The sequence below is a fragment of the Pseudonocardia kongjuensis genome, from assembly GCF_039526905.1.
Taxonomy (GTDB): Bacteria; Actinomycetota; Actinomycetes; order Mycobacteriales; family Pseudonocardiaceae; genus Pseudonocardia; species Pseudonocardia kongjuensis.
In genome coordinates, this window is sequence record NZ_BAAAJK010000038.1 from 1 (window position 1) to 805 (window position 805).

Genomic DNA, 805 nt, shown 5'->3' on the forward strand with positions numbered 1-805 from the left:
GAGCTCGTCGCCGCAGTTCAGACCCTCATGATCGCCAACGGATGATCAGGTTGGCAAAGGCTCAGTGCCATTGTACACTTAACCGGCTCAATGTCGTCGGGGGCGCTCATTGGCAGTAATGTCGTCCTGACAGCGGCGCACTGAGCCTTTGCCAACCTGCTGGATGAGCAGGTCAGCGGGCTGCGGCGTGTCGTGGCCTCGAATGGGTGAAGCTCCTGGTAGACGGGCGATTGACTAGATCAACACGTCCTACCAGGAGCTTCAAGGTGCTGTCCTACCCGTCTGGGATGACCGTGTCCAGCCGCGCGCTCAACCTGCTCGCCGATCTCCTGCGCGGACACCGCGCCGCCCGTGGAACCCGGTGGCGCAAGCTCGCCGCCGGCCGCCAGGCGCTGCTGGTGGTCGCGCACCTGCGCAAGAACGACACCTACGCCGAGTTGGCCTGCGGGTTCGGGGTCGGCACCTCCACGGTCTACCGCTACATCCAGGAAGGGATCGAGCTGCTCGCCGCGAAGGCCCCCCACCCTGGAACAGGCCATCGAGGTCGCGAAACGGAAGGCGTTCGTGATCCTCGACGGCACCCTGTTGCGCATCGACCGGGTCGGGATGGCATCGGGCTACGACCGGGCGTTCTACTCTGGAAAGCACAAGGCCCACGGGCTGAACGTGCAGGTCATCGCGGACCCGGTCGGCCGCCTGGTGTGGATCTCCCCGCCAATGCCGGGCGCGCGGCACGACATGGGCCCGCGTTCCGCGTAATTCGGAAGGCCTAGAGCCGCGATGTGGGTCTTGACCTGGGGGGATG

At 65.6% G+C, this 805-nt stretch carries 1 pseudogene; it reads left to right on the forward strand.

Annotation, left to right across the window (positions count from 1 at the left end):
* Nucleotides 1-266: 266 nt before the first annotated feature.
* Nucleotides 267-741 (forward strand): annotated as a pseudogene (locus ABD160_RS26365) (transposase family protein); the annotation flags it as partial.
* Nucleotides 742-805 lie beyond the last annotated feature (64 nt).